Genomic DNA, 24373 nt, shown 5'->3' on the forward strand with positions numbered 1-24373 from the left:
CATTGATCGAAATAATTTGTGCTCGACGCAAAAATTATCGTCTTTTAATCAAAAAGCACAGGACTAAACTCAGCCTCAACTTCCAACCGTTGAGGATTAACCCCATGCAGCTCTCCCCTTTCCACCTGGCGATTCCGGTGTACGACCTGGCCGCTGCGCGCAGCTTTTATGGCGAAGTGTTTGGTCTGGAAGAAGGTCGCTCCAGCGAGCATTGGGTGGATTTCAATTTTTTTGGCCATCAATTGGTGATTCACCTGGCACCGAAAAATGCTTCCCAGGAAGCCGCCCACACCAACGCCGTGGACGGCCACAACGTGCCGGTGCCGCATTTCGGTGTGGTGCTGGGGATGACGGAATGGGAAGCCCTGGCCGAGCGTCTGCAAAGCCTTGGTACGCAATTCGTGATTGAACCGGGGATTCGTTTCCAGGGATTGGTGGGCGAGCAAGCGACGATGTTTCTCTTCGACCCGTGCGGCAATGCCCTGGAGTTCAAGGCATTCAAGGACATCAGCCAGTTGTTTGCCAAGTGAGCCGCGCTGTTCTGGACGCCACCGCCCTCAGCGAGGCGGTGCGCAACGGCGAGACAACGGTCGCGGAGATCGCCGAAGGTTTTCTTGAGCGCATTGAAGCGCTGGAACCGAAAGTCCACGCCTTTGCCTCGTTCAAACCGCTGCAAGTGCGCCTGCACGCCGCGCTGAACGAGGGTCGGGGCCTGTTGGCCGGCGTGCCGGTGGGCATCAAGGACATGTTCGATTCCGCCGACCATCCCACCGAATTCTTTTCGCCGATCTACGCCGACCATCAGCCATCCCGGGATGCCCACGTGGTAACCCTGCTGCGCCAGGCCGGCGCGCTGATCATGGGCAAGACCCACACCACCGAATTTGCCTACATGCGCACTGGTCCGACCCGCAACCCCCATGACCTGACACGCACGCCGGGCAGTTCCAGCGCCGGTTCAGCGGCGGGCATGGCGGCGGATTTCTTTGCGGTGGCGTTGGGCACACAAACCGCTGGCTCGCTGCTCAAACCCGCGGCTTACTGCGGCTTGTTGGCGTTCAAGCCATCGTTCGGACTGGTGTCGCTGGAAGGCGTGAAGCCGCTGGCGCCGAGTTTCGACACCGTGGGTTGGTATGGCCGCTCGGTACGGGATTTGACCCTCGTGGCGCGGGTGTTGATTCCGGGTTTCGAACTGCCTGAAGCACCACAACGCCCACTGCACCTGGGCTTCTGCCGTACGCCGCGCTGGGATCAGGTACAACCCGAGGTGGCCGAAGCGCTGGAGCAAGCCGTCCGGCACCTGCGCCGGGCCGGACATCAGGTCAGTGAACTCAAACTGCCGGATGAATTCGCCGGGGTGTTCGACGATCACCTGACCATCAACGATTGCGAAGGCGCCCGCTCGCTGGCGAAGGAGTTTGAGCAACACCGCAAGCTGTTGAGCCCTTCGATACTGGCGATGTTCGCCCGCGCCGCCGCCACCACCTGGGATCAGGAAACCGCCGCCAAGGCCCGATTGGCAGCACTCGCACCGCGCCTGAACGAGCTGTGCCAACCCTTCGACGCCCTCCTCTCACCCAACTGCGGCATGCTCGCGCCCCTGGCCGTAGACAGCGCCGAAAACACCGGGCCATCGGACTTCATCAAGTTCTGGGGTGCGTTTGGCTGGCCGCAGGTGAATATCCCGCTGCCTCGGGCCGAAGGATTGTTGCCGATTGGTTTGCAGTTGATCGGCCGGTTCCGCAATGACGGCTCGCTACTACGATTGGCCGAACGGGTGGCCGCCGAACTGCTCGCCGATCGCGGCCAATAAGCCCTCAGCGGTTTGGTGCTGCGCGGGGTGAAATTCGAGTTGGGTGACACTGAAACGAATGTCATACCCGCGATGCACCGTGGCGTTGCGCTCGTCGAGCATTTCTTCGAGCCGCGCCCGGATCGCCGGGATTTCCACGCCATTGGCGCCGGTCAGCAACGCGGCGAATTCATCGCTGCCCATGCGCCCGATCACGTCGCTTTCGCGAAAGGCGATCCGCAGCACATCGGCAAAGGTTTTCAAGGCATCGTCGCCTTCGGCGCGGCCGTACAGGTAGTTGATGTGTTTGAAGTTATCGAGGTCGAAAAACAGCAAGGTCGCTGGTTTGCCCATCTGCAAACAGGCATCCAGGCCCCTTTGGGCCAAGGCTTCAAAGCCATGGCGATTGGGCAGCAGCGTCAGTTCGTCCATGCTCGCCACCTGCACGGCCGTCAGCTCCTGCTCGGCCTGACGCGCCAGGTCGCGCAACAATTCGCGCTCCTGCAGTGCAGTGTCCGGGCCGTGCAAGGTGTCTGCGCAAGTGCCCGGTTTGATCGGTTTGCCTGGAACCAGCATGGTTCACTCCTGTGGGGGTATGTCCGTTAGAGCCGCACTTACCCGGTTTGACTCCTAATTAACTCGCCGTTGGTCAGATGCCCGCCACCGGGCACGGTCCTCCGGCATCGGCCCAGAGTTTGAATTGCGTGACAAAGATGTCGTGGGGCACCGGCACCGGCGCCCGATTGCCGCCCGGATTCCAGCCCCAGAGCACCAGTTTGTCGTCGCTGACGTGCTTGATCAGCGCGGCGAAATCCCGGTCGCCGTTGCTGGAGCGGTCCTTGATCAACGCGCAGAGTTTGTCCGGCGGCAGGCCGATCCAGGCCATTTTGTGCGCCGCCGGTGGCAGGCTCCAATGGGGCGCGCCCGGTGGTGCGTGGGGGCCGTAGCTGGCCGGCGGGTTGCTTTCCCCATGGCAGGTGGCGCAGGGCAAACCGGCGGCGCCCTTGCCGTCCATGCCGCGCACTACGTTCATCATGTGCGGCGTACCGGCGTCGAACTGCAACGGCGAATCGCCGGGGATATGGCAGTTCTGGCAGCGCGGGCTCTGGAACACCTTCTGCACGGTGCCGAAGGCTTCCAGTGCAGCCTGATTGTCCGCCGCGAACAGGTCCGAGGCGTAGCCGGTCAGACCGACCAACACCACTGCGCCCAATATCAAATGTCGTCTCATCTCACACCCCCGACAGTTGCAGCGGCAGTTCGCGCAGGCGTTGCCCAGTCAGGGCGTACACCGCGTTGGCCACCGCCGGCGCCACGGGCGGCACACCGGCCTCGCCGATCCCGCCGGGTTTGTCGGTGCTGGGCACGATGTGCACCTCCACCACCGGCATTTCGTTGAGCCGCAGCACCTGATAGTCGTGATAGTTGGACTGCACCACCTGGCCGTCCTTGAACGTCAGTTTGCTGCGCAGGGCAAAACCGAGGCCGAAGGTGACGCAAGACTCCATCTGCGCCGCGATGCTTTGCGGGTTGACCGCAATGCCGCAGTCCACCGCGCACACCACCCGGTGCACGCGAATCTTCAGGTTGTCTTGGGACACTTCGGCGACATGCGCGACGTAACTGCCAAACGACTCATGCACCGCCACACCCAAGGCGTGGCCATCCGGCAGCGGCGCGGTCCAGTTGGCTTTTTCCACCGCCAGGTTCAGCACACCCAAGTGTCGCGGATGCTCCTTGAGCAGGGTTCGTCGGTATTCCACCGGGTCCTTGCCCGCCGCCTCGGCCAGCTCGTCGATCAACGATTCCATGACAAACGCGTTGTGGCTGTGCCCCACCGAACGCAGCCACAGCACACTGATGCCAGTCTTCGGTGAATGCAGCTCGACCTGATGATTGGCGAGTTTCTCGATGTAGGGACTGTCGGCCACGCCTTCGACCGAGGTCTTGTCGATACCGTCCTTGACCATGGTCGCGGCGAACGCGGTGCCATCCATGATCGACTGGCCGACCATCACGTGCTTCCAGGCCAGGGGCATGCCGTCGGCGTCCAGGCCAATATTCGCCTGATGCAGGAACATCGAGCGGTAGTAACCGCCACGAATATCGTCCTCCCGGGACCACACGGTTTTCACCGGCATACCCGCCGCCTTGGCCACTTGCACCGCTTCGGCGACAAAGTCCGAAGTCGGGTTGGCCCGCCGACCGAAGCCGCCGCCGAGGAATTCGGTGTGGATTTCCACCTGTTCGGGTTTGAGCCCGGTGATCTTGCCCGCGACCATTTGATCGAGGGTCTGGAACTGGGTGCCGGTCCAGATTTCGCACTTGTCCGTGGTGATTTTCACCGTGCAATTGAGCGGTTCCATCGGCGCATGGGCCAGGTACGGCACGCTGTATTCGACGTCGATGGTTTTCGCGGCTTTCTTCAGCGTGGCGGCGGTGTCCCCGGCCTGGCTGGCCGGCATGCCCGGGGTGGCGGCGAGTTGGCGGAAGCTCTCCAGCAACTTGACGCTGTCGAGCCCGGTGTTCGGCCCCAGGTCCCAGTCGATTTTCAGCGCATCGCGCCCCAGCTTCGCCGCCCAGTAATGATCGGCAATCACCGCCACGCCCGTGGGCACTTGCACTACTTTGTGTACGCCCGGCACCGCCAGCGCCTCGGCGCCTTCGAAGGATTTGACGCTGCCGCCGAATACCGGCGGCCGGGCGACCATGGCGGTCATCAGGCCCTCGAACTGCACGTCCATGCCGAACTTGGCGCGGCCGGTGATTTTCTCCGGGGTGTCGAGGCGCGGGGTCGGTTTGCCGATGATTTTCCAGTCCTTGGCCTCCTTGAACTTGATCGACGCCGGATCCGGCACCGGCAGCTTGCCGGCGTCATCCGCCAGTTCGCCGTAGGTGGCGCGTTTGTCGCCGGCGATGACCACGCCCGGCTCAGTGCGAATCTCGGACGGCGCGACGTTGAAGCGCTTGGCCGCGGCGTCGATCAGCATCAGGCGCGCGGCGGCGCCGGCCTGGCGATAGCGGTCGAACTCCATCCAGGTCGAGGTCGAGCCGCCGGTGATCTGCATGCCGCCAAACCCGGCCAGGCCATAGTCCTTGGCGGACGCAGGGGAATGTTCGACGCGGATTTTCGACCAATCGGCGTCCAGCTCCTCGGCGATCAACATGGTCAGGCCGGTCCAGATGCCCTGGCCCATTTCCGAATGGCCAAGCAGCATGGTGACGCTGTTGTCGTTGCTGATGCGCAAGAAGGCGTTGGGCGCGAAGGCATTGCCCTGGTTCTCGGCGCCCAGGGCGAAGCGATGGCCGCCGGGGATGACGAATGCCACCACCAGCCCACCGCCGAGCACGGCGCTGCCCTTGAGAAAACCGCGACGTGACACAGGATTGAGGCTGTTCATTGAACTGACTCCCATCGATGGCGCATCAACCGATTTCGGCGGCGCGTTTGACCGCCGCGCGAATCCTTGGGTAGGTGCCGCAGCGGCAGATATTGCCGGACAGCGCCTGGTCGATATCGTCGTCGGTGGGTTTGGGGATCTTCGCCAACAGCGCGGCGGCGGACATGATCTGCCCCGACTGGCAATAACCGCATTGCACCACGTCCAGTTCAGCCCAGGCTTGTTGCACCGGGTGTGTGCCGTCGGTGGACAGGCCTTCGATGGTGAGGATTTTTTGCCCATGGGCCACGGCGGTGGCCGGGGTGATGCAGGCACGCAGCGGCGCGCCATCGACGTGCACGGTGCAAGCACCGCACTGCGCCATGCCGCAACCAAACTTGGTCCCGGTCAGGTGCGCGACATCGCGCAGGACCCACAGCAGCGGCATGTCCGCGGGGACATCCAGCGCCTGGTCCTTGCCATTGATATTCAGGGTCAGCATGGCGGATCTTCCTCAGACTCACGGTGTTCTGAAGGGGGCGCATTACTGAGACCACACACCCGTAGGAGCACAGCTTGCTCGCGATGGCGTCGTGTCAGGCAGTGATGTGCTGATTGACACGACGCCATCGCGAGCAAGCTGTGCTCCTACGGAGCGGCGGATCTACGCGCGCCTCGGGTTATCCATACAGCTAAGCGCAGATTGACCGGCGGGCCAGCTTCTGCGACCGCCGGTCACATATCCCTGGCCGCTGAAGCACCCTGTAGGAGCGAAGCTTGCCACAGGCAAGCTTTACCGGCTCGACCACCGTGACCTTGACGCCCAGTGAGGTCAGTTCGCCGTGCAAGGCTTCGCTCAGGGCTTCGACGGCAAATTTGGTCGAGCAATACACGCCATGGCCCGGCGCCGACTGAAAACCGCCCACCGACGAGAGATTGATCACCTGCCCGCTGCGGGCGGCACGCATGAGCCTTGGCGCTAAACCCTCGGTTTGAGCAGGATGCCGGTGTAGCGCGTCAAAAACAGCCCGAACGCCGTACACCAGAGTAGCGCCGACAGCCCGAGCCCTGCTCCCGAGAACGGGACGAGCAACACCCGACACAGACCGGCGAACACCATCAAGACAAAACCCAGCACCACCGCTTTCGAGGGCTGCAGCAATCGCCCGGTATGCCCCAGGCTGACCCGGGCAATCATCGCGAGGATCAGTCCGCCAATCCCGCCGACCGCCAGCGCATGGGTGGCCAGGCTCTGTTGCGGCATCCACCCGGCATGCCAAAGCGCCATGGCCAGCGTTGCAACCACCAGCCAGGCGTAAGCCAGGTACAGCGACCACAACAGCGGCACTCGCCAAATACCCCGGTCGTGCCAGCGCCACAACCGCAGCAGATGCACCGCGCCGAGCACCAGGTACAACAGCGCCAGCCACCGTTTGGGCGTGTCATTCAAACCGACAGTAAAAGACAACGCGGCGAGCAAGCCGCCCATCAGCAACACTTTGGTGGGCAGTGGGCTAGCCGGTGTAACAGCGGGGCGATTCAGACCGCGCTGAATGAAGAATGGAATCACCCGTCCGCCAATCATGCTCATCATCGCAGCCACCAGCCACAACGCCGCCAATACGCAATGTCGTTGCAATGCGGTGTCGTCGGTCGCGATGCCCCACAGCGTCATCATCTGGCAGCCCGCCAGCAGCGTGATCATCAGCAGGATCGGATAGTTGTCGCGTTTACCCGCTTCCACCAGATCCCGGCCCAGGCACCAGGCCAGCAAGGGCAGAAACGGGAGTTGCAGAGCGATCAGCAGCGTCGGATTAATCGGTAGCAACCACGCCAGTCGAGCCAGCAGCCACACCAGCACCAGGCCGATCAGCGGCCAGCCGCTGAGGCCAGGGCGTCCGGTCCAGTTTGGTACCGCCGTCAGCAGAAATCCGGCGATGATCGCCATGGCGAAACCGAAGGGCATTTCGTGCCGATGCCAGGCCAGCATCCCGCCAATTGGCTGCGCGCCGGGTAATCGGCCGTATAACCACAATGCCCAGATCGCCACGGCCAACACGGCAAACCCGGCGCCGGCGAGGAAGAACGCTCGAAAACCGAGGCTGAAAACCGGTGCCGCAGCGATAGCAAACTTTGTGAGAGCAGGCTTGCGCATCAGGCCACCGCGCAGAAGTGATGGGTCGCCAACCGATGCTGGGCCAGTAGACGCATCACATAGCCAATTTTGAGCAACGTCGGGCCAATGATAGTCATGGCGTGCATCGATACCAGCGCCACAATGGGCAGATGACCGTTGTAAAGGTAAGCGCCATAGATGCCGATCAAAAGCAGTGTCAGGCCCAGGCCCAACACTCTGCTCGATAGGTGCAGAACGTTGTGAGGATTACTGAAGAAATTGAACATTTTTCGTACTCCTGAAACAGACCAGTTGTACGTGGATTAATCCAAGATGCGCGCCATGTTTTAAAGGCTTGTAAATCAATATGTTGGCCACAACGCAGTCAATATGACTCAACTCTGAAATGGTCTTATTGACTCATAACCGAGTCTTAGTGACTACATCGTCCGCTCACCCGCCTAGAAGCAATCCAATATCAGTTGCGCAGCACGGGAATATCTAGCTTATTCGCGACCACTTCTTATTTGCACCGAAGGCGCACGTCGCCCATGGACATGCGCTTACGATGACGGTCACCGATTCCAACTGCCGACCAAATGGGATTTCTAACGCCGCGCCTCAGCGTTTTTTTACGTAGCTGCCGCCGTATTTCCGGAACTCGCCGTAACCCGTCACGACCGCTGCTCCATTGAGCAACTGCAGGCGCAAGACCGGCCCACCCTGGGCGTCCAGCACGATGGCCAGATTGCCCGCCAGCAACGCCGACTGGTAATGGATTTCGCTCGGTGGATCCTTGAGCTGGGCGTAGTCGATAGTGATATCGACAGTCTCCGGCCCATCATCGATGCCCGGCAGTATCTTCACCGACAGCTGGCTGATTATTCGCTCTACGAAATGGGTCAGCCGGTAGTCACCTTCACGCTGATTGCTGGCCACCCCTTCAAGTTTCTGAGGCGCAATCTTGAATTCGGCGAGACGCATGTTGGCGTTGAACGTGCGCTTGGGGCTGCGCCAGGTGCCGGTGTAGTTGCCCTGTTCGTCCGGTTCGTCTTTCAGGGACCAGTCGCCGGTGCTCTGCCCGTCATCGTCCAATTCATGCAGCAACACACCGTGCCCCTCGACGGATTCGCCAACCAGCCGGATCGGTTTGCCGCTGCCGGTTTTGCCGTAACGCACTTCACCGATGTATACCTCGCCCTGGATTTGCCACCAGAGTTCGAACGCGATCTTGTCGTTAAGGGTGCCGCGAAACTTCAGTGGCGGCTCGGCGTAAGGACCCTCGACTGAGCGGTGTTCGATCCACTGGCCATCCTTGAGTTCGCGTTCAGTCACGTCCAGGTAGCCCATAGGCATGTAGGGCTTTGCTGGCGTCGGCATCTGCATCGCTTCGATCTTTTCGCTGACCATCACCGGCTCATTGTTCTCGATCTTCCACGTCGCGCTTTGATGCCAGCAGCAGCCTTGTTTCGAACGGGTGTCCAAGCGCTTGGCCACCGGATCAACGCCGAACATGCCCAATTGCTCATCGCGGGTCAGGGAGGAGAACCCGGAGCTGAAGACCAGCGTCGGGCTCGCTGGATCAGACAGGTAGATGTCATAGGAAGGGCCGCCATAACCGCCCTCGCTACCGTTGCGTACGGCCAGATCCTGCTGCCCGTCGAAATTGAAATCATCGAAAAACAACAGGCTCTGATCGCCGTAGGCCGGGGCCTGGTTGATTTCCAACTCCTGGCTGCCGGGTTTGTAGACGGCAAACGCCGCCGGTGAGTCGATGCGCTGCAACACCTGGCCACTGGACTTGTCGCGCAAGGTGATCTGCGCCGGCGCGCCCTCGTAGCTCTGGGCGGGAGGCTGCGGGAACAGCACCTCGATGGCGTATTTCTGCGCCGGATCGGTGAGGTGGTAAGTCAGCGGCGCGGCACTCGCACCAGCGCTGGCGAGCAGGCAGGCGACGGCCACTAAACGAGGGGCAACCATGATGCTGAGCGTCCTTGCGGCAAATCGGGGCGGCCAGTCTAGCGACAAACGGTGCGGACAGACATCTGTTAAAAAGGTCGCCATCGCCGAACGGCAACGGGCCTTTAATGACGAGAGCTAATACACTCGAGCACTGACCTGCCGAGGACGCCGACGATGAAACGCACCGTTGCCAAAGATGCCGACAAGTCCCCGCGCTTCTGGCGTGACGACGCCCTGCCCTTCATCGAGGCCCGGGCCATCGCCGATGGCCGCGAGGTCTGCTACGCCCGGCATTCCCACGAACATTTTTCCATCGGCGCGATCACCGCCGGGCGCAGTACGTATGTGCATGAGCAATCGGCATTCGAGGTCAGTGCCGGCACCGTAGTGCTGATGAACCCCGGCGATGTCCACGCCTGCAACCCCATCGACGACCAGCCCTGGTCGTACCTGATGCTGTACGTCGAGACGCCGTGGCTCACCGACTTGCAGCATCAACTGGGGTTTGCTCAGGACCAGGCGTACCGGCGGTTTACCGTCACCCACCTGCACGACGCCAGCCTGTTTGCGGGGCTCAAGGGTTTGTATGAGGTGTTGGTCGATGATCAGCAGGACGTATTGCACAAACACAGCGCGGCCGTGGAGTTTTTCACCGACGTGCAACAACGCCTCAATCCGGCTGATCAACCGTTGCGCGAACCCAATTTCAAACTGGAACGGGCCGCCGACTACATCCGTGACAACTGCACACAGATGCTCAAGCTGGAAGATATCTGCGCAGCGGCGCAGTTGTCGCCTTCCTACCTGATCCGCGCGTTCAAGCAGCATTACGGTATGACGCCCCATGCATTTTTACTCAACCGACGCATCCAGTTTGCCCGTGATCGCTTGCGCAGTGGCCAGTTGATTGCCGATGTAGCGCTGGAGGCAGGATTTGCCGATCAGGCGCACTTTCAACGGGTGTTCAAACAACATCTGGCGGCGACGCCGGGGCAGTATCGCGGATAAATAAACAACGACATAAACCCAGCCAAACTAACTCTTCTTACTCTTAAAAATTACAACCTTCCAAGTAAGCGCCTCACAAGCGACCAAATACCGACACACTTTGAATCCACATCCATACTGACAAATCCCTTTCTGCCTCATATTCTTTCCGCTTCGCACACTGAGTGCCGAACGCTTTCAAACAGCATTACGCCGCCTGCTTGGCATTTAGTTATAAAAGAGGGATCTTTAACTATGCAGCAAGAAAACAGCCACATTGAAACCACCCCTGACAAACTTCAAAGAGAAGCCGTAGCGGCTGCACTCCTGAATTTTATTCGCAACACATTCGCCAGAGAGTCCATCAACTGGGACTGGAGCAAACTGGCAGTCAAGTATGAAAAAGGCACGCGCTTCGACACGGCACACCGCTCGGCGGCCACTTATCTTTCGCAACTTATCAACCGCCCCGAGTTCTTGAAGATGCTTTCCTCCCGAAACATCTCCAGGCACCAGGTGTTTCAAGTAGATGAAAACGCCCGAATCTATTACACCTACACCAACATTTCCAGTGTAGGCGACTCCATTAGCAATCAGTACTTCTCCCCCAAGGACATCACTTCTCATGTCACCGGCATTGCAGACATCAATAATGATCTGCGCCTGATAGCAAACATCGCCAAACTGACTGGCGGCCTTGTGACCTCCGGTGAAAATATAGCGGCTGGTCAATGGTTGCGGTTCCACGAATTGCCGACACCGACCAATGAAGAGGATACCAAAGCGCTGATTGACCTGATCAACGCTGCCTTCCTGCCCGTCCCCCTCCCGTTTGGAAACTTCTGGCAACTGCTGGACGCCCCTGAGGATTCCCCCTACAAACTCACCCCGCAACGCCGTGAAACCATCCGGGAGGTTACAAGGACCCGATTTACCGGCGATGAAATGCCGCTGGTCGAACTTTTTGGCAATGGCGTTCGTCTTTTAAGCGGCTCGGCGGACAAACTGCCCGCCAGCACGGGTTATCGGTTAGAGACACTGATCAGCAGCGCCACGATTGATACCAGCTTGTATCTTGAGGCGCTTGATTGGTTCAGCGCAGAAACAGACCCCGTGCCCACCAAGGCATTCCAGGCGCAGTTGATGATTGCGGCGATGCTGATCGACCTTGACGCGGATGTGGACATCGACGGTACGAAGTTTGCGGGCTTTGACCTCTATTCGGCAGATCATGTGCTGCGTCGACCTGCCGATGTACGCCAGGACTTTGAAAAACATCTTCAGAAAAACGCCAACGTCAGCGACATCATTGCCCCCTTGGTGGCAGAGATGGCACTGGGCGGCATGGCACCGGAGTATCTGGTTCGCGATCTGCCTGCCGATCTGAAGCTCGCCACGCCGGGCTGGGTGGTCTTCTGCCAGGCGGTGCAATTTGTAGAGACCCTCGCACCCGGTGCATCTCGAAACATGAGTTACCAACATGTACTCCGGTTTAGCCAAGTGGCCGAATTAACCCCCGATCTAAAGCGCCTGCGCGCGCAAAATGCATTCGATCCGGTGGTCACATGGGCACTCATGAATAAACTGATCAACAGGGATTCCGACGGCAGTTTGAGCCAGGATGTAATAACCCGAGGTATCGATGAATACCAACGCTACGTCGACCAGATAACCAACGCGGCCAACAAACTTGTAAAACCATTCCCCGATCGCCGGACGCTGGCGCTCAAGGAACTGAAAAAAGTAGCTCCGGATTGCAATCCGGAAGAATTGCTGGTCAATCGTTTTACCCCCTCGACTAAAGTCTCGATCATAGATCTTTATTTGGGCGACGAACTTCATACCGAGCACTGGGGCCGAACCCACCGCGCCAGCATTCACGAATCCATTCCGCAATTACGTCGCCTGTACCCGGTGCCAAACTTGTTCGACGAAGCGACCCACGATCATTACACCGGCATGGTCGAGGCGACGGCTTCCAATATCAATATTGCGCTGTCACAACTAACAATCAAGGATCGGGAATTTATCGAGAACGGTCACCTGGCCCTTTACGCTGTCCAGGTTTATAACCGCGAAACAACACGCCCATCCGGTTATCCAGGTGTTAATTCCACGATCGGCGTCCATGCGGGAGAGACCTATCGTTTCGGCATGGTGATAGGCGCAAGTCTTAACTCGACGGTTCGTTGCTACGAACTGTTTCCACTAAGAGCGCAGTGTCGTTTCAACGAAAGACTCACGACCATTCTTAGTCCCTTGGTACTGCCTGACGGCGTGAGATATGTCGAAACGGCTAGCACCCAGAATGCCCCTATCGATCTAAAAGCGTACTCGGCAAACGAAGCGCCTGAAGAGGGCAAGACGGGCCGTTTCTTCATCAAGAAAATCGGCGATTTCGAACCATCGTCGCTTCAGACAGACGACAGCGGCACACCGAACCGCTACTTCCGTTCCAGTCGCAAGGAAGCGATCAGCGCACTGATCGCAAAAGAAATTCCGGTGATCACCCAGGAAGAAATAATGGCGGTGGGTCGTCAACAAACAGAACGGGAAAAGGCCATTGAAAAATCCAGCGCCATTTTCAACACCATTCTCAATATCATCATTCCCTTCAAGGAATGCGTTGAAGCACTCGCTTCTGGAGATGCAGGCAGACAAGCCCGAGCGGTACCCGGTTGTCTCGTGGATGCGTTGGCGTTTGCCGGGGCGTTTGTCGCAGTACCTGGAAAAATTGCAGCCTCGGTAGCCAAGACGGCGACCCTCGGCACAAAACTGCTGTCCGCCTCCCGAATCGTCGGTCGCTCCGCCATTTCGTTTCTGAACCCGCTGGATGGTGTGCCGACCTTGCTCAAGGGCGGGGCGAAGCTGATTGGCAGAAGTGCAACGAAACTGGGTTCCCAAGCCGCCTCTGCAGCCCACGTCGCCAAATCTCAACTGTTGCACCTGACCGGCGCGAATTCCTATGACCTGCTTCGGGCCGTCGACCATACGGGTTCGGCTACCCGGATTCGCATGTCGCTGGATACCGTGTCTCACGCTCGCGCGCTGTTCAAGGATGACAGCATTACCAGCATCGAACAGGTAATGACCCGTCTGAATGACAGGAAAATCCCTAAGGGTGCATCCGCCGAAGAATTGCAGCACCTGTTCGATAACTCCATCAAGGACGCGGCACTCCAAAGCAAAGAAGCACAAATGCTAAGGGCACTGATCGGCGAGACAGCGGTACATGATGTACTCGCCTCGTACTCGGCCAATAAATCAATCAGGTTCACCGATGAACGTCAAACCGCACAACGGCTTGCAGAAACCCTGGCAATCGTCGCTGAGTTGGAAGCCAAAAAAGTCGTCTACCTGACGACCCATCAACAGAACCTGCTGAAACTGGACTTGGGCCAAGCGCCTTATCACGCGGTACTACCGGAGTCAGTCTTCAATCCCAACGGTTTCACCGACCCTGCTCAAAGAGCCGCGGCCTGGATGGCGAACGGGGCTTTTTTCCAAGTCAACGACGTCGACCAATTCACCGCGATACTGCGCGAGTATGCGGGCAACAACAAATTGCTGACCGACCCGACCGTTATCACGGAGTTGAACAGCCGTCTTGCCCCTTCCCCCGCTGGCCAAGTACGTCAAGCTGGCCAAGACGGGAAATATGGCGGCAGCATTACCGGGTTTGCCTTGTTGGAACAGCATTTGAAAACGCTGGATACCGCCCACCAGCATATTGACAAACACCTGCTTGCGTCCGTCATCGGTTTCCAGAGCTTTGCCGATGGTAACGGTCGAACCGCCAGTGCGTTGTACGCCATCACCCAATTGCGCTCTGGTCAATTTACGCCACTGACAAGACAGGCGGTCGACGCTCTGAGCGGTATACGTTGACACCCTGATTCAATCATCCGTGCCCCATTTACGGGGCACGGATGGGTTGTATGCCGCTAGGGGTACAACAAATACGCAGCACTCCCCGCCAGCAGCAACGCCATGCTCCGATTGAACAGACGCATCCCCGTCGGGTTATTCAGATAGCCGCGCATGAACGTCCCGGCATACACCCAGCAGCCGACGGACAGGTAACAGATCACCAGATACACCGCCGCAAACTGCCAGACCAGCCGCGCCTCGCCATCCGCGACAAACGCCCCCATCCCTGCGACACAGGCCAGCCAGGCTTTTGGATTGAGCCACTGCATCACCGCGCCATAGAGCATCGACGGCGCCTGCCCCGACTCGCCGATATGCAGCGACCCGTCGTCTATGGCCAGTTTCCAGGCCATGAACAACAGAAACCCGACCCCGGCCAGTTGCACGACCCGCGTCATCCACGGCCACTGCTGCAACAGTTCATGCAGCCCAAGGCCCATCAGCACCAGCAGCAACACAAACCCCAGGGTCGCTCCGGCCACATGCCGTTGACTGGCACGAAACCCGTACCGCGCCCCGGAACCCAACGCCACAATATTCACCGGCCCCGGCGTGATCGAAGCGACCAGCGCAAACGCCGCCATGGACATCATCAGACTCATCACAGACCTTCTTCAATTCAGTGGGAACAGCGCTCACGGTAAAGAGCGCCCTGCCCCACGTATTGAAGAAAACTGCCTAATCGTCCTCGTGCAATTTCATGCCACCAGCACCAGCAGGGTCATGACCAGGAACGCGGCCGAGATCGGCTGGGGCCGTCGGCAAACGTAGGTCATGGATCGGATTTTGACGTGTGGCCAAGTGTACGGCGACTTGCGTGCGCCACTGTATGGGCAAAACCATCGGTTATCCGTGATAAAAAAGCGGTTCCCGGATCAGGAGCCCCCACCATGGACCTCGCCACCCTCACCCTGTTTGTCCCGGCCTGTTTTGCCCTGAACATGGCCCCCGGCCCGAACAATCTGCTGTCGGTCAGCAACGCCACCCGCTATGGCTATCGTCGCGCCTGTATGGCGGGGATCGGGCGTTTGCTGGCGTTTGCCGGGATGATCGCCCTCGCCTCGGCCGGGCTGGCGGTGGTGCTGCAAACGTCGGAGCTGTTGTTCTACGGGATCAAGATTCTGGGCGCGGCGTATTTGTTCTACCTCGCCTGGCAATTGTGGCGGGCCGATCCCGGCGTGCAAAACGCGGTAGCCGGCGCGCCGGTGGGGATGCTGGCGTTGGCGCGCCAGGAGTTTCTGGTGGCGGCGGGTAATCCGAAGGCGATCCTGATCTTCACCGCGTTTCTCCCGCAATTCGTCGACCCGACCCGGGCGATCACACCGCAATTCGCGGTACTGGGCGTGCTGTTCCTGATGCTGGAATGGATCGCCATCAGCGCCTACGCCTACATGGGCCTGCACATGCGCCGCTGGTTCGCGGAACCCCGGGGCAAGCGGATCTTCAATCGTTGCTGCGCGGGGTTGTTGTCGGCGGCGGCTTCGGTGTTGTTGATGGCGCGCAGGGCCTGAACCCCCGCGATGCATGTGGGTCATGAATGGAATTGCGAATCAACGTGCACTACTTTGTAGGTGTAGCACCTTCGTATCGCCATCCTGTTCTGGTTCAGAGGTGACATTCATGAACAACATCATCTACATCGTCGGGGTCGTTGTGATTGTCGTGGTTGTCCTGTCGTTCCTCGGGTTTGCATAGCGTTCCGGTGCCCGCAAACGCAGCTCCAAAACTCGTTACCGGCAGGTCGCCCGAGGCGTGCTGCGATGCCCCTCGGGAGTGCGCGCCTGCGCCTGTTTAATTCCCTGTCGATTTTCCGGTGGAGGCCACTCACAGCCCGCCTTATGCTCACCCCATGAACCTACAAAACGCTGTGCTGCCCCCCCACGCCGAGATGGTTCGCGCCATGCTCGAACGAGACACCGCCTACGAGGGGGTGTTCTTTACTGCGGTCAAGACCACCGGGATTTTCTGCCGCCCCAGTTGCACGGCGCGCAAACCCAAACCCGAGAATGTCGAGTTCTTCGCCCACGCCGATGAATGCATGTCCGCCGGTTATCGCGCTTGCCTGCGCTGCAAACCGCTGGATGCGGCGGCCATTGCGCCGGATTGGGTGCAGCGGTTGCTCACATCGGTGGACGCCAACCCGGACCAGCGCTGGACCGACACGCAGCTGCAAGCCGAGGGCATCGAGCCGTTGAAACTGCGGCGCTGGTTCAAGCAGCATTTCGGCATGACCTTCCATGCGTGGCTGCGCACCCGGCGCCTGGGCATGGCGCTGGGCGGGATCAAGCAAGGCGAGTCCATCGACGATGTGGCACTCGATTCCGGCTACGAATCCCTGAGCGGTTTTCGCGATGCCTTTCAAAAATCCTTCCACATCACCCCGGGCCGCGCCGCCAACAGCGAGCCGCTGCTGTTCACCCGGCTGACCACGCCGCTGGGGCCGATGATTGCCATGGCCGAGCGCCGCGGCTTGGTGTTGCTGGAGTTCCTGGATCGCCCGGCACTGACCAGGGAAGTCGAAGCATTGCAAAACCGTTACGGCTACGTCGTGGCCCCGGGGCACAACGGGCACCTGAAGCAAATCGAGAGCGAACTGGCGCAGTATTTCGCCGGGCAACTGACCGAGTTCACGGTGCCACTGCACCTGCCGGGCAGCGAGTTCGCCCGGCAAGTCTGGGCTGAACTGGCGCAGATTCCCTACGGCCACACCAGCACCTATGGCGCCATCGCCGCGCTGCTGGGCAAACCCGGGGCCAGCCGCGCCGTGGGCCTGGCCAATGGGCATAATCGCCTGGCGATTGTGCTGCCGTGTCATCGGGTGATCGGCGCGGACGGCTCGCTGACCGGCTATGGTGGCGGGCAACCGCGCAAGGCGTTTCTGCTGCGGCTGGAAAAGGCAGCGGTGCAGATCACTCAACAATTGGCATTCTGATCATTTCATAGGGAAGGAAATACGATGGAAACGCTCGACCAACAGTTCCACAGGCTGCATCAGGACGGCCTGCTGATCCTCACTAACGTCGCCGATGCCACCGGCGCGCGACTGGTGGAACAACTGGGCAGCCAAGCCGTGGCCACCAGCAGCGCGGCGGTGGCCTGGGCCCATGGTTACCCGGACGGCAACACCCTGCCCCTCGAACGTTTGGTGGCGACAGTCGAATCCATCATCCGGGTGATCAATGTGCCGCTGACCGTGGACATCGAGGCCGGTTATTCCGATGACCTGGCACGGGTCGCTGAAGTGATTGATGCAGTGATCGCCGCCGGTGCGGTCGGGATCAACATCGAGGACGGCGCATCGCCTCCGGAGCTGCTGGCGCGCAAGATCGAAGTCGCCCGGCAAGTCGCCGAGCGCCGGGGCGTAAAGCTGTTTATCAATGCCCGCACCGATGTGTACCTCAAGAGCCTGGTGCCTGCCGAAGATCGCGTCGCCGAAACCCTCAAACGCGCGGCGCTGTATCAGGCGGCCGGGGCCGATGGGTTGTTCGCCGCTGGCGTCACGGCGGAGTATGAAATTGCAGCGATCTGCCAAGGCACGCCCCTGCCGGTTAACGTGCTGGGCAATGCCAGCCTGCCGTCGCCCGAGGAGCTGAAAACCCTCGGGGTGCGGCGGTTGAGCGCCGGTTCCGGGATTGCCGAATTCCTCTATGGCGCCATGGGTTCGCTGGCGAAAAGTTTCCTGGAAACCGGCAAGCTCAACACCCACGATTTGAAGGCGCTCACCTACGGTGAAGTCAACGCATTGCTGAAAAAATCCTGACTTGCATGCCCGACCTCTACCAGCCTGCCAGTACCTTTCTAGCGTCCATCGACGAGGACTGGCAGCGCCATATCGCCGCTGTCGGCCCCTGCCTGCATCAACCGCATCCGGCGCGGGATCCCTATGAGTCGCTGGTGCGGGCGATTGCCTATCAGCAACTGCATGCCAAGGCCGGGGACGCGATTGTCGGGCGGCTATTGGGTTTGTTCGGTTCGGGGGCATTCCCCAGGCCGGAGCAGATTCTGGCGGCAAGCTTCGAGCAGATGCGCAGTTGCGGGTTTTCCGCGAGCAAGATCGCGACTATTCAAGGCATCGCCCAGGCAACGCTGGACGGTGTGGTGCCGGATTACGCCACGGCGCTGGCCATGGACGATGAAGCGTTGATCGAGCGCTTGATCACCTTGCGCGGGGTTGGCCGCTGGACCGTGGAAATGCTGCTGATCTACAGCCTGGAGCGGCCGGATATTTTGCCGGCGGATGACTTTGGTGTACGTGAAGGGTATCGGCGGATGAAGGGGCTGGAGGTGCAGCCCACTCGCAGGCAGATGATTGAGATTGGCCGTGCGTGGAGTCCGTTTCGGACGGTGGCGGCGTGGTATTTGTGGCGGGTGCCGGGCAGGTAGACCGCGTTATCGTTCTTCGCGGGCAGCCTTGCTCCTACAGGACGTGACGCCCGCCCATTCGATACACCTTCAAAAGCCCATCACAACCCCGACTTCAACCGACTGAACGCCCGAATCAACGCGCGGTTGAACGCCTTGCCATTGTCATTCTTGCTGTACAGCGAAGCCCGCACCTGTTCCGACGGATAGGTCCCCGGATCATTACGAATCGCCGGATCGATCAACCCATCCGCCGCCGTGATCGCATTGGCGTAGTGAATGGTGTCGGTGATCGGCGCAATTACCTGCGGCGTCATCAGGTAGTCCATCAACGCCAGCCCTGCTTGCGGATGCGGCGCGTCCTTGGGGATGACCATGGCGTCGAACCAGATCAACGTCCCCTCTTTGGGTATCCGGTAACTCAACTTGAACGGTTTGTTGGCCGCCTCGGCCTGGCCGGCGGCGATGGCGACGTTGCCGTTCCAGGACATCGCCACGCAGGTGTTGCCGTTGGCCAGATCGCTGATGTTCAGATCGTTGTCGAAGTAGCGGATGTAGGGCCGGATCTTCGCCAGTTGTTGTTCGGCGAGTTTCAGGTCATCGAGGTTCTGGCGGTTGATGTCCAGGCCCATGTACTTCATCACCGCCGCAAACACTTCGTTGGGATCGTTGAGCAGGCTGACCCCGCAATCGGCGAATTTTGCCACCACCGCCGGGTCGAACAGCATCGCCCAACTGTCCCGTGGCGCGTCGGGCAGACGCTGCTTGACTGCCTCCTCCTGATAGCCGACGCCGGTAGTGCCCCAGGCATAGATCCCGGCGTAGCGATTGCCCGGATCGAACACCGCCATGTGCTGGCGAAACTCCTCGCCGACGCCGGCAAAGTGCGGCAGTTGCTGCTTGTCCACGGTCTGGATCGCCCCGCTCTGGATCGCCCGGGACAAGTGCTGCCCCGCCGTCAGCACCAGGTCGTAGCCACTGCGGCCGGTAAGCAGTTTGGTCTCGACGGTTTCCAGGGAGTCGAAGTGATCGGCCACCACATGAATGCCGGTCTGTTTCTCGAAATTGCTCAGGGTGTCCGGCGCCAGGTACTCGCCCCAGATGTACAGGTTGACCACCGGTTGGGCGGTATCGGCGGCCTGCACACACAGGGGTGCAAGCACCAGCAATAACGCTTGAGTCAGTTTGTGCAGGCCCACGATTACACTCCTTTGCCGGCGTACTGCGGCATGGTGATGCAGGCGACGTTGCCGCCGCCGAGAAGGATTTCCCGAGAGTTTTCGATGCCGACAATCCTGTGCCGGGGGAACAGTTCGGCGAGGGTCGCCAACGCCACTTGATCCTGACGGTCGCCGAACAACGGCACCACGATCGAGGTGTTGCCGGCGTAATAGTTGATGTACGACGCACAGATCTTCGTCCCGGCCTGACGGGTATGGGTGCTGTCCTGCTGATCCAGTCCTTCGGCTTCTTCAGCGGTCCATTCCAGCACATCCGGTTGCGGCAACTTGTGCACGATCAACTCGCGGCCACGACTGTCGCGGGTGCTGCGCAGGATGTCGTAGGCCTCCTGGTAGATTTCCCATTGCGGGTCTTCGCGGTTGTCGGTCCATTGCAGCACCACTTCGCCGGGGCGCACGAAGCACGCGAGGTCATCGACGTGGCCATCGGTTTCGTCGAACTTGCAGCCCCGTGGCAGCCAGATGACTTGCTCGGCGCCGAGGTATTCGGTCAGTCGGCGGGTGACTTCATCTTTACCCAAATGCTGGTTGCGATTGCGGTTGAGCAGGCACTGCTCGGTGGTGAGAATGCTGCCCTGACCGTCGCTCTGGATGCCGCCCAGTTCGGCAATCAGCGGCGCGCGGTAGCGGTCGAAGCGTTCTATTTCGAGAATCTTGCTGGCGATCTGATCGTCCTTGTCCCACGGGTAGTACAAGCCGCCGTCGAGGCCGCCATAGGCGTTGAATTCGAAATCCACGCCGCGCACTTCGCCGCTGGCATCGTTGACCACAAAGCACGGGCCGCTGTCGCGAAACCAGGTGTCGTTGCAGGTCATCTCGACGACTCGCACCTGTGGCGGCAACTGACGGCGTGCGGTGGCGAACTGCGTGGCAGAGGCACACACGGTCACCGGTTCGCTCTGGGAGATCGCGGTGACGATTTGCACCCAGACTTTCTGCGCGGGCTTGGCGCCGTTGCGCCACACGTCGGTACGCTCCGGCCAGCCGAGCCAGCAGCCGGACTTGGTTTCAAACTCGCCGGGCAGGCGGAAGCCGTCTTGTTTTGGAGTCGAATCGAGCAAACGTGCCATGGGCAAACCTCATCAGCGGGGTTGGAATGACCCCAGACTAAGGTCGCCGGCAGACGCCTCGCCAACGATGATTATTTCGGAACAGTTGAATTCAACTCATCAATCAACCAGTTGATCGTTGAACCATTCGAGCATCTGCGCCACGGCCGGACGCTCCAGGCGCACCCGCTCGCACACCAGCGCGTATTGGCCCAACGCGGTGATGTTGGCCGCGAACGGCCGTACCAGCCGACCGCTCTGCAAATCTTCCTGCGCCGTCAGGTTATCGCCCATGGCCACGCCCTGCCCCTGGGCGGCGGCTTCCAGCGCCAACCCGGCGTGGGCGAAATACAGCTGTCGTTCCGGGCGCTGGTCGCCGGCATGGCTGGTGAGCCAGGCGGTCCAGGTCTTGCCGTCCTGATCGTCGTGCAACAGGCAATGGCGCGCCAGGTCCTTCGGGGTTTTCAGCAGGCCCTGGTTGAACAGCCCGGGGCTGCACACCGGGAAAAACTGCAACGCCGGCAATGGCCGCACGAAGAACGCACTGCTGTCCACCGGACCGGTGCCGTAGGTGATTGCCAGGTCGATGTCTTCCCCCGGCGCGGTGGCGTCGATCGGTTGTTCGTAGAGGTGCAAGGTGATGTGCGGGTAGCGCGCGTAAAAATCCGTGAGGCGACTCATCAACCACTTTTGCGCCAGCTCGGCGGTGACCGCCAAACGCAGCACGGCCAGCGACGACGGATCACGCAGTTCATCGCAGGCCTCGCCGATCAGTTCGAAGGCTTGCTGCAAACTCTGCATCAGGCGCCCGGCGGCCATGGTCGGGCGAATCTGCCGACCTTCGCGGATAAACAGCGACACACCCAGTTGCTCTTCGAGCTGGCGGATTTGATGGCTGACGGCGCTGTCGGTCACGCACAACTCCGCCGCCGCCCGGCCGAAATGCGCGTGGCGGGCGGCGCATTCGAAGGTTTTGAGTGCTGCCAGGGAAGGTAGACGTCGCATGAGGAGAGCCCCGATTTCGAGGGGCTCATGCTGCCCCGGTCGGTCGCGGGCGTCTAGTGGGGCCGAGTTCTGCCTGCCACACAACATCAGCAATACGCATTTCAACCTCGGACTTAATGACTGTTTTTTATAATTAACTTATAACTAATCGGACTTTTACAGCGCCGTATTATACAAATACTGTTACAACCATCACCGACCCCTGACCAGGTGGAGGCTCTCGGAACTGCATGTTTTTCCGGCCGACACCACTCCACGGTCAACTGCCACACCAAAACCTGAAACCGGCAAAAGCCCCCGCCGCCATGGCTTTCAAACCATGGCCCCGGCAACGCTTTGCCCAAAAAAAACAGACAACGCCAACGACACACCTGGGGCTCACCATGCACAACACCTTCGCTGCAAACCGACTGACGCTGGCCGTGTCGCTCGCCCTGTTCGGCTTGTCGGCCCACGCCGACGAAAACACCCAGTCGGGTGCCCTCCCCGTCGTCACCGTCACCGCCGAGCACCACAGCGAAGACCTGCAAAAAACCCCGCTGGCGATCTCGGCGTTCGACGAAAAAGCCCTCGAAGACAAGCAGATCAAAAGCATCCGCGACCTCTCCGGGCAAGTGCCGAACCTGACCCTCAGCCGTCAGTCGATCTCCTACAGTGCCCAGACCTACGGCATTCGCGGCATCGGCGAGACCGACCCGATCCAGGAATCCGCCGTGGCGGTGTACGCCGATGACCTGTACATCCCACGGGCCATTTCGTCGATGCTCGACTTCAACGACGTCGAGCGCGTCGAAGTGCTGCGCGGCCCGCAAGGCACGCTGTACGGACGCAACAGCAGCGCCGGTGCGATCCGCGTGATCACCCGCGATCCGACCCAGGAAACCCGAGGTTTCTTTGAGCTGGGCGCCGGTAATTACAACGCGCAGAACGGCCGTTTCCTGATCAGCGGCCCGCTCGTGGACAACGCGCTGTTCGGCAGTTTTTCGGCGATTCGCCTGACCCGCGACGGTACCGTTTCCGATCCGACGCGCGGCAAGGATGTGAACAACGTCGACATCCAGTCCTATCGCGGCAAGCTGCGCTTGAACCCCATCGATTCGCCGTGGGATGTGCAGTTGACCCTGGCCGGCACCTTCGACCGGGGCGACACCACCAGCTACACGCCATTCGATGCCAACGGCCACTTCGACAAATTCAAGAGCTACAGCAGCCTCGACCCGAAAAACCGCCTCGACCAGGGCAGCGCGGTGTTGCGCGCGATCTACACGATCAACGACAACCTGAACGTCAAGTCGGTGACCGCCTATTCCGGGTTCAACCAACCGGTGGACTACGACAACTCGGGGCAAGCAGCGCTGATCCAGCAAAACCTGATCACCTACAAGCAGGACTACGCCACCCAGGAATGGCAGCTCAACGGCGACTACGACAAATTCAGCTTCAGCACCGGCCTGTACCTGTACCGCGAGAAGTTCGAAGCCGACCGCGACAACCTGACCTATTCCGTGGCACGCAACCGGGTGATTGGCCAGGGCCAATACAGCACGACCAACACCGAAAGCTACGCGTTGTATGGCCAGGGCAGCTACAAGATCACCCCTCAACTGTCGCTCATCGCCGGGCTGCGCTTTACCCGCGAGCACAAGAATTTCGATTACACCAACTACGCGATCAACACCAACCGGCAGATTACCGGGACTAATTTCACGGCTGATTCGAGCAAATCGTGGCAGTCCACCAGCCCGAAAATCGGTTTCGAATACGCCTGGACCACGCATCTGAACCAGTACGCCTACGTCGCCAAAGGCTTCAAGGCCGGTGGCTACGATAACCGCGCGCCGACCCGCGCGGCGGCCGAACAAGCGTTCTCGCCGGAAGACGTGACCACCTGGGAAACCGGCTTCAAAGGTGATTTCTTCGACCAGCGCCTGCGGGCCAACGTCGCGGTGTTCTACAACGACTACAAGGACCTGCAAACCAACGCCTACGACCCGGCGCTGGGCGTGAGCCTGCGGACCAACGTCGGCCAGGCCCACACCTATGGCGTCGAGCTGGAAACCCTCACCGCCCTGACCCGCGACCTGCAACTGACCTCCAACGTCGGCTACCTGCAAAGCCAGTACGACGATTTCGAAAACGCCAGCGGCGCCGGGGTCGATGCCAACGGCAAACAACTGGTGTTCTCGCCCCGCTGGAACGCCAGCGTTGGCCTGAATTACACGATCCCGGCGGGCCTGCCCGGCACCTGGCTGGCGGGCACCGATGCGCAGTTCCAGACCAAGTCCTACGCCAACGCGTTGAACGACGACGTGCAGGAAATCCCCCAGCAGACCTTCTGGAACGCCAACACCCGCTACCTCTCCAGCGACGGCCACTGGACCACCACCCTGGCGGTGAAAAATCTGCTCGACCGCGCCTACCCGCAATCGGTCGGCTACGTGCCGTCCAGTGGCGCTCGCTACTACTCGATCAACGACCCGCGAACCCTGTTGTTGTCGCTGCGTTACGACCTTTAACCCTCACGTGATCCCCCTGTAGGCGCTGACGAA

At 60.3% G+C, this 24373-nt stretch carries 21 protein-coding genes; 9 read left to right on the forward strand and 12 right to left on the reverse strand.

Translation table 11 applies throughout. The annotated features are described in order from the left end of the window. Window positions 1–104: 104 nt before the first annotated feature. Complete coding sequence (locus tag ACZ89E_RS08810) at window positions 105–530, forward strand: VOC family protein (RefSeq protein WP_476255395.1); 426 nt, start codon at window positions 105–107, stop codon at window positions 528–530. Next, window positions 527–1813, forward strand: a complete 1287-nt coding sequence (locus tag ACZ89E_RS08815; protein ID WP_476255396.1) for an amidase — start codon at window positions 527–529, stop codon at window positions 1811–1813. Before ACZ89E_RS08810 ends, ACZ89E_RS08815 begins: the two co-directional genes overlap by 4 nt. On the opposite strand, the gene ACZ89E_RS08820 is transcribed toward ACZ89E_RS08815, so the two are convergent. From ACZ89E_RS08820 to ACZ89E_RS08855, 8 genes are all read right to left on the reverse strand, one after another. Next, entirely contained in the window at window positions 1760–2368 is a 609-nt protein-coding gene (locus ACZ89E_RS08820; RefSeq protein WP_476255397.1) for a GGDEF domain-containing protein, read from the reverse strand. The genes ACZ89E_RS08815 and ACZ89E_RS08820 overlap by 54 nt on opposite strands. 73 nt (window positions 2369–2441) lie before the next feature. Next, complete coding sequence (locus tag ACZ89E_RS08825) at window positions 2442–3023, reverse strand: hypothetical protein (protein ID WP_149658305.1); 582 nt, start codon at window positions 3021–3023, stop codon at window positions 2442–2444. A 1-nt stretch (window position 3024) separates the two neighbouring features. Continuing rightward, window positions 3025–5193, reverse strand: a complete 2169-nt coding sequence (locus ACZ89E_RS08830) for a xanthine dehydrogenase family protein molybdopterin-binding subunit (RefSeq protein ID WP_476255398.1) — start codon at window positions 5191–5193, stop codon at window positions 3025–3027. A gap of 25 nt (window positions 5194–5218) precedes the next feature. Beyond that, the gene (locus tag ACZ89E_RS08835; RefSeq protein ID WP_133836151.1) at window positions 5219–5674 is read right to left on the reverse strand and encodes a (2Fe-2S)-binding protein; all 456 of its coding nucleotides are present in this window, start codon (window positions 5672–5674) and stop codon (window positions 5219–5221) included. A 190-nt stretch (window positions 5675–5864) separates the two neighbouring features. Continuing rightward, on the reverse strand, window positions 5865–6140 hold the full coding sequence (locus tag ACZ89E_RS08840; protein WP_476255399.1) for an SDR family NAD(P)-dependent oxidoreductase: 276 nt from the start codon (window positions 6138–6140) through the stop codon (window positions 5865–5867). An 11-nt stretch (window positions 6141–6151) separates the two neighbouring features. Next, complete coding sequence (locus ACZ89E_RS08845; RefSeq protein WP_476255400.1) at window positions 6152–7327, reverse strand: NnrS family protein; 1176 nt, start codon at window positions 7325–7327, stop codon at window positions 6152–6154. Further along, on the reverse strand, window positions 7327–7575 hold the full coding sequence (locus ACZ89E_RS08850) for a transmembrane sensor/regulator PpyR (RefSeq protein ID WP_149658309.1): 249 nt from the start codon (window positions 7573–7575) through the stop codon (window positions 7327–7329). Before ACZ89E_RS08850 ends, ACZ89E_RS08845 begins: the two co-directional genes overlap by 1 nt. 334 nt (window positions 7576–7909) lie before the next feature. After that, window positions 7910–9268, reverse strand: a complete 1359-nt coding sequence (locus tag ACZ89E_RS08855) for an XAC2610-related protein (protein WP_476255401.1) — start codon at window positions 9266–9268, stop codon at window positions 7910–7912. 156 nt (window positions 9269–9424) lie between these two features. Between ACZ89E_RS08855 and ACZ89E_RS08860 the strand changes: the two genes are divergently transcribed. Together ACZ89E_RS08860 and ACZ89E_RS08865 are read left to right on the forward strand one after the other, a co-directional pair. Beyond that, window positions 9425–10258 carry a helix-turn-helix transcriptional regulator gene (locus ACZ89E_RS08860; protein WP_476255402.1) on the forward strand — a complete coding sequence of 278 codons (834 nt, stop codon included), beginning with the start codon at window positions 9425–9427 and terminating at the stop codon, window positions 10256–10258. Between the two features lie 234 nt (window positions 10259–10492). After that, on the forward strand, window positions 10493–14125 hold the full coding sequence (locus ACZ89E_RS08865; RefSeq protein WP_476255403.1) for a hypothetical protein: 3633 nt from the start codon (window positions 10493–10495) through the stop codon (window positions 14123–14125). Window positions 14126–14181: 56 nt separating this feature from the next. Here the strand turns inward: ACZ89E_RS08865 and ACZ89E_RS08870 are convergent, their stop codons facing one another. Continuing rightward, complete coding sequence (locus ACZ89E_RS08870) at window positions 14182–14769, reverse strand: LysE family translocator (RefSeq protein WP_476255404.1); 588 nt, start codon at window positions 14767–14769, stop codon at window positions 14182–14184. A gap of 288 nt (window positions 14770–15057) precedes the next feature. Between ACZ89E_RS08870 and ACZ89E_RS08875 the strand changes: the two genes are divergently transcribed. The 4 genes from ACZ89E_RS08875 (at window position 15058) to ACZ89E_RS08890 (ending at window position 18550) form a co-directional block, all read left to right on the forward strand. Continuing rightward, entirely contained in the window at window positions 15058–15678 is a 621-nt protein-coding gene (locus tag ACZ89E_RS08875) for a LysE family translocator (RefSeq protein WP_149658314.1), read from the forward strand. A 338-nt stretch (window positions 15679–16016) separates the two neighbouring features. Then, window positions 16017–17099, forward strand: a complete 1083-nt coding sequence (locus ACZ89E_RS08880) for a bifunctional transcriptional activator/DNA repair enzyme AdaA (protein ID WP_476255405.1) — start codon at window positions 16017–16019, stop codon at window positions 17097–17099. A gap of 24 nt (window positions 17100–17123) precedes the next feature. Continuing rightward, the gene (locus tag ACZ89E_RS08885; protein WP_463260439.1) at window positions 17124–17927 is read left to right on the forward strand and encodes an isocitrate lyase/PEP mutase family protein; all 804 of its coding nucleotides are present in this window, start codon (window positions 17124–17126) and stop codon (window positions 17925–17927) included. Window positions 17928–17932: 5 nt separating this feature from the next. Next, window positions 17933–18550, forward strand: coding sequence for a DNA-3-methyladenine glycosylase family protein (locus tag ACZ89E_RS08890; protein WP_463260438.1), 618 nt, complete (start codon window positions 17933–17935; stop codon window positions 18548–18550). An 80-nt stretch (window positions 18551–18630) separates the two neighbouring features. Here the strand turns inward: ACZ89E_RS08890 and ACZ89E_RS08895 are convergent, their stop codons facing one another. The 3 genes from ACZ89E_RS08895 to ACZ89E_RS08905 all read right to left on the reverse strand — a co-directional run bounded on the left by ACZ89E_RS08895 (window position 18631) and on the right by ACZ89E_RS08905 (window position 21824). Continuing rightward, on the reverse strand, window positions 18631–19728 hold the full coding sequence (locus tag ACZ89E_RS08895) for an extracellular solute-binding protein (RefSeq protein ID WP_463260437.1): 1098 nt from the start codon (window positions 19726–19728) through the stop codon (window positions 18631–18633). A 2-nt stretch (window positions 19729–19730) separates the two neighbouring features. After that, complete coding sequence (gene aguA / locus ACZ89E_RS08900) at window positions 19731–20840, reverse strand: agmatine deiminase (RefSeq protein WP_476255406.1); 1110 nt, start codon at window positions 20838–20840, stop codon at window positions 19731–19733. 99 nt (window positions 20841–20939) lie between these two features. Beyond that, entirely contained in the window at window positions 20940–21824 is an 885-nt protein-coding gene (locus ACZ89E_RS08905) for a LysR substrate-binding domain-containing protein (RefSeq protein WP_476255407.1), read from the reverse strand. A gap of 383 nt (window positions 21825–22207) precedes the next feature. Between ACZ89E_RS08905 and ACZ89E_RS08910 the strand changes: the two genes are divergently transcribed. After that, window positions 22208–24340: a TonB-dependent receptor gene (locus ACZ89E_RS08910; RefSeq protein WP_476255408.1), complete on the forward strand. Its 2133-nt coding sequence runs from the start codon at window positions 22208–22210 to the stop codon at window positions 24338–24340. The last annotated feature ends 33 nt before the right edge of the window (window positions 24341–24373 follow it).

The organism is Pseudomonas sp. TE3899, from assembly GCF_056279105.1.

Bases quoted from the DNA above. Each gene is read 5' to 3' on its own strand.
- ACZ89E_RS08905 (WP_476255407.1), bottom strand. From the start codon at position 21,824: ATGCGACGTCTACCTTCCCTGGCAGCACTCAAAACCTTCGAATGCGCC.
- ACZ89E_RS08890 (WP_463260438.1), top strand. From the start codon at position 17,933: ATGCCCGACCTCTACCAGCCTGCCAGTACCTTTCTAGCGTCCATCGAC.
- ACZ89E_RS08825 (WP_149658305.1), bottom strand. From the start codon at position 3,023: ATGAGACGACATTTGATATTGGGCGCAGTGGTGTTGGTCGGTCTGACC.
- ACZ89E_RS08910 (WP_476255408.1), top strand. From the start codon at position 22,208: ATGCACAACACCTTCGCTGCAAACCGACTGACGCTGGCCGTGTCGCTC.
- ACZ89E_RS08860 (WP_476255402.1), top strand. From the start codon at position 9,425: ATGAAACGCACCGTTGCCAAAGATGCCGACAAGTCCCCGCGCTTCTGG.
- ACZ89E_RS08865 (WP_476255403.1), top strand. From the start codon at position 10,493: ATGCAGCAAGAAAACAGCCACATTGAAACCACCCCTGACAAACTTCAA.
- ACZ89E_RS08810 (WP_476255395.1), top strand. From the start codon at position 105: ATGCAGCTCTCCCCTTTCCACCTGGCGATTCCGGTGTACGACCTGGCC.
- ACZ89E_RS08845 (WP_476255400.1), bottom strand. From the start codon at position 7,327: ATGCGCAAGCCTGCTCTCACAAAGTTTGCTATCGCTGCGGCACCGGTT.
- aguA (WP_476255406.1), bottom strand. From the start codon at position 20,840: ATGGCACGTTTGCTCGATTCGACTCCAAAACAAGACGGCTTCCGCCTG.
- ACZ89E_RS08875 (WP_149658314.1), top strand. From the start codon at position 15,058: ATGGACCTCGCCACCCTCACCCTGTTTGTCCCGGCCTGTTTTGCCCTG.
- ACZ89E_RS08840 (WP_476255399.1), bottom strand. From the start codon at position 6,140: ATGCGTGCCGCCCGCAGCGGGCAGGTGATCAATCTCTCGTCGGTGGGC.
- ACZ89E_RS08830 (WP_476255398.1), bottom strand. From the start codon at position 5,193: ATGAACAGCCTCAATCCTGTGTCACGTCGCGGTTTTCTCAAGGGCAGC.
- ACZ89E_RS08855 (WP_476255401.1), bottom strand. From the start codon at position 9,268: ATGGTTGCCCCTCGTTTAGTGGCCGTCGCCTGCCTGCTCGCCAGCGCT.
- ACZ89E_RS08885 (WP_463260439.1), top strand. From the start codon at position 17,124: ATGGAAACGCTCGACCAACAGTTCCACAGGCTGCATCAGGACGGCCTG.
- ACZ89E_RS08880 (WP_476255405.1), top strand. From the start codon at position 16,017: ATGAACCTACAAAACGCTGTGCTGCCCCCCCACGCCGAGATGGTTCGC.
- ACZ89E_RS08835 (WP_133836151.1), bottom strand. From the start codon at position 5,674: ATGCTGACCCTGAATATCAATGGCAAGGACCAGGCGCTGGATGTCCCC.
- ACZ89E_RS08820 (WP_476255397.1), bottom strand. From the start codon at position 2,368: ATGCTGGTTCCAGGCAAACCGATCAAACCGGGCACTTGCGCAGACACC.
- ACZ89E_RS08850 (WP_149658309.1), bottom strand. From the start codon at position 7,575: ATGTTCAATTTCTTCAGTAATCCTCACAACGTTCTGCACCTATCGAGC.
- ACZ89E_RS08870 (WP_476255404.1), bottom strand. From the start codon at position 14,769: ATGAGTCTGATGATGTCCATGGCGGCGTTTGCGCTGGTCGCTTCGATC.